Origin of the sequence: Fictibacillus nanhaiensis, from assembly GCF_023715445.1 — a bacterium.
Classification (GTDB): Bacteria; Bacillota; Bacilli; order Bacillales; family Fictibacillaceae; genus Fictibacillus; species Fictibacillus nanhaiensis_D.
On the sequence record NZ_JAMBOD010000026.1, the window covers coordinates 1 to 3683 of the forward strand.

General features: G+C 43.5%; 1 protein-coding gene and 1 pseudogene. Both read right to left on the reverse strand.

What is annotated here, in order from left to right:
• Window positions 1–2868: DNA-directed RNA polymerase subunit beta' (rpoC, locus tag M3196_RS21625; protein WP_251324362.1), on the reverse strand; the 2868-nt coding region annotated here is incomplete at its 3' end.
• A 29-nt stretch (window positions 2869–2897) separates the two neighbouring features.
• A pseudogene (locus M3196_RS21630) lies at window positions 2898–3683 on the reverse strand (DNA-directed RNA polymerase subunit beta); the annotation flags it as partial.

Here is a 3683-nt window from a genome sequence, read left to right on the forward strand (position 1 = left end):
GATACGCGGAAGACCTTGTGTGATATCGTCTCCTGCTACACCGCCGGTATGGAAGGTACGCATAGTAAGCTGTGTACCTGGCTCACCGATGGATTGTGCAGCGATGATTCCAACAGCTTCTCCGACTTCAACGTCAGAACCTGTTGCAAGGTTTCGGCCATAACATTTTTTACATACACCATGGCGCGTGTCACAAGTAAATACAGAACGGATTGTTACAGATTTAACGCCTACTTCTTCAATTTGAGCAGCCATATCTTCTGTAATCAATTCGTTAACATCTGCAAGAATTTCGTTTGTTTCAGGGTGGTAAACCTTCTTATAAGCTGTACGTCCGATTAGACGCTCATGAAGCGGTTCGATAACTTCGTTGCCTTCTTTAATAGCAGCAACTTCTAATCCGCGGTCAGTTCCGCAGTCATCTTCGCGTACGATAACGTCCTGAGCAACGTCAACAAGACGGCGAGTAAGGTAACCTGAGTCAGCTGTTTTAAGGGCTGTATCGGCAAGACCTTTACGCGCTCCGTGAGTAGAGATAAAGTACTCGAGTACTGTTAGCCCTTCTCGGAAACTTGATTTGATCGGAAGCTCGATGATTTTACCAGCCGGGTTGGCCATCAATCCACGCATACCCGCAAGCTGCGTAAAGTTAGATGCGTTACCACGGGCACCGGAATCACTCATCATAAAGATCGGGTTGCGCTTATCAAGTGTACCCATCAATTTATTTTGGATTTCGTCTTTCGCCAAACTCCAAATGTTAATTACACGTTCGTAGCGCTCTTCTTCTGTGATTAAACCACGTCTGAATTGCTTCGTAACGTTCACTACTTTTTCTTCGGCAATTTTAAGGATATCTTGCTTTTCAGGTAATACTACGATGTCAGAAACACCGATTGTAATACCAGCACGCGTAGAATATTTAAATCCTAAGTCCTTCATGCGGTCAAGCATTTTAGACGTTTCAGTGATTTTGAATCGTTTAAAGACTTCAGCTATGACCTTACCAAGAATACCTTTCTTGAAAGGAACAATCTCTTCATGCTTTTCAATCTCTTCTTTTACATTAGAAGCCGGATCTAAGAAATACTTTTCAGGTGTTTCCACTTGAAGATTGTAAGTTGTTGGCTCGTTAATGTACGGGAATGACGGCGGCAGGATCTCGTTAAATAACAATTTACCTACTGTAGTCATAAGAAGCTTGGATTGTTGTTCTTCCGTAAACGATTCTTTGTTAAGACTCGATACCGGCACTGCAATTCTTGTATGCAGGTGAACATATCCGTTTTCGTAAGCGATAATCGCTTCGTTGATATCTTTAAATACTGAACCTTCACCAATAGCTCCTGCACGCTCTAGAGTTAAGTAATAGTTACCTAAAACCATATCCTGTGAAGGTGTTACTACTGGCTTACCATCTTTCGGGTTCAAGATGTTTTGAGCAGCAAGCATTAAAATACGCGCTTCAGCTTGCGCTTCAGCTGATAAAGGTACGTGGACCGCCATTTGGTCACCATCAAAGTCAGCGTTATAAGCTGTACAAACGAGAGGGTGAAGACGGATAGCACGGCCTTCAACAAGTGTTGGTTCAAATGCTTGGATACCAAGTCTGTGAAGTGTAGGTGCACGGTTTAGCAGTACGGGATGTTCGCGAATAACTTCTTCTAAGACATCCCAGACTTCAGGCTGAACACGTTCTACTTTGCGTTTTGCACTCTTAATGTTATGAGCAAGACCTTTTGATACGAGTTCTTTCATAACAAACGGCTTGAACAATTCAAGTGCCATTTCTTTCGGTAATCCACATTGGTACATCTTTAAGTTCGGTCCTACAACGATAACCGAACGACCAGAGTAGTCAACACGTTTACCAAGTAAGTTTTGACGGAAACGACCTTGCTTCCCTTTCAGCATGTGTGAAAGTGATTTAAGCGGACGGTTTCCTGGTCCTGTAACCGGACGGCCGCGACGGCCATTATCGATTAAAGCATCAACTGCTTCTTGAAGCATACGTTTTTCATTTTGAACGATAATGTTAGGAGCACCTAGATCTAATAGACGCTTCAAACGGTTGTTACGGTTGATAACACGACGGTAAAGGTCGTTAAGGTCAGAAGTAGCGAAACGTCCGCCATCAAGCTGAACCATCGGACGCAGTTCCGGCGGGATAACCGGAAGTACCTCAAGGATCATCCAATCGGCATGGTTGCCGGAATGACGAAATGCTTCTAGTACTTCTAAACGCTTAATCGCACGTGTACGGCGTTGTCCTTGCGCAGTTTTAAGCTCTTCTTTCAGCATATCTACTTCTTTTTCAGCATCGATATCTTCAAGAAGACGCTTAATTGCCTCTGCACCCATTTGGGCAGAAAACCCTTTTCCATACTTTTCACGGTAGGTGCGGTATTCTTTTTCAGAAAGCAACTGTTTCTTCTCAAGCGGTGTATCCCCTGTATCTGTAACAACGTAAGATGCAAAGTAGATAACTTCCTCTAATGCTCTTGGAGACATATCCAAAACAAGACCCATACGACTTGGGATTCCTTTGAAATACCAGATGTGGGAAACAGGAGCAGCAAGCTCGATGTGACCCATACGGTCACGTCGAACTTTAGCTCTTGTTACTTCAACACCACAGCGGTCACAAACGACACCTTTATAACGGACGCGCTTATATTTTCCACAATGACATTCCCAGTCTTTTGTAGGACCGAAAATTCTTTCGCAGAATAAGCCGTCTTTTTCAGGCTTAAGTGTACGGTAGTTGATTGTTTCAGGTTTTTTTACTTCCCCTCTTGACCACGACCGGATTTTGTCCGGTGAAGCAAGACCAATTTTCATATATTCAAAATTATTTACGTCTATCAAGGAGCGTACCTCCCTTTTGATATCCTGGTTTAGTCATTCGCAGTGTAAGACTCAAGATTTAGATTTAATTTCTCGCTTGCCTGATCGTCTTCATCATCAAGCTCTCTCATTTCGATTTCCTTATCATCTCCAGAACAGATCTTAACGTCCATTCCAAGAGATTGAAGTTCTTTAATCAATACTTTAAATGATTCTGGAACACCTGGTTCAGGAACGTTTTCACCTTTTACAATGGCTTCATACGTTTTCACACGACCGACAACATCATCGGATTTAACCGTAAGAATTTCCTGAAGAGTGTAAGCAGCGCCATATGCTTCAAGCGCCCATACTTCCATCTCCCCGAAACGCTGGCCACCAAATTGCGCTTTACCGCCAAGAGGCTGCTGTGTAACAAGTGAATAAGGTCCAGTTGAACGTGCATGAAGCTTATCGTCAACCATGTGAGCCAGTTTGATCATATACATGACACCAACTGATACACGATTATCGAACGCAGCACCTGTACGTCCATCATAAAGTACCGTTTTACCATCGCGAGCCATTCCGGCTTCTTCGATCGTAGACCATACATCTTCCTCACGCGCACCATCGAATACCGGTGTTGCAACATGAATTCCAAGCTGGCGTGCAGCCATTCCAAGATGAAGTTCCAATACCTGACCGATATTCATACGGGAAGGTACCCCTAATGGGTTTAACATGATGTCAACTGGTGTTCCATCAGGAAGATATGGCATATCTTCTTCAGGCATAATTTTTGAAATTACACCTTTGTTACCATGTCGTCCGGCCATTTTATCCCCTTCGTGAAT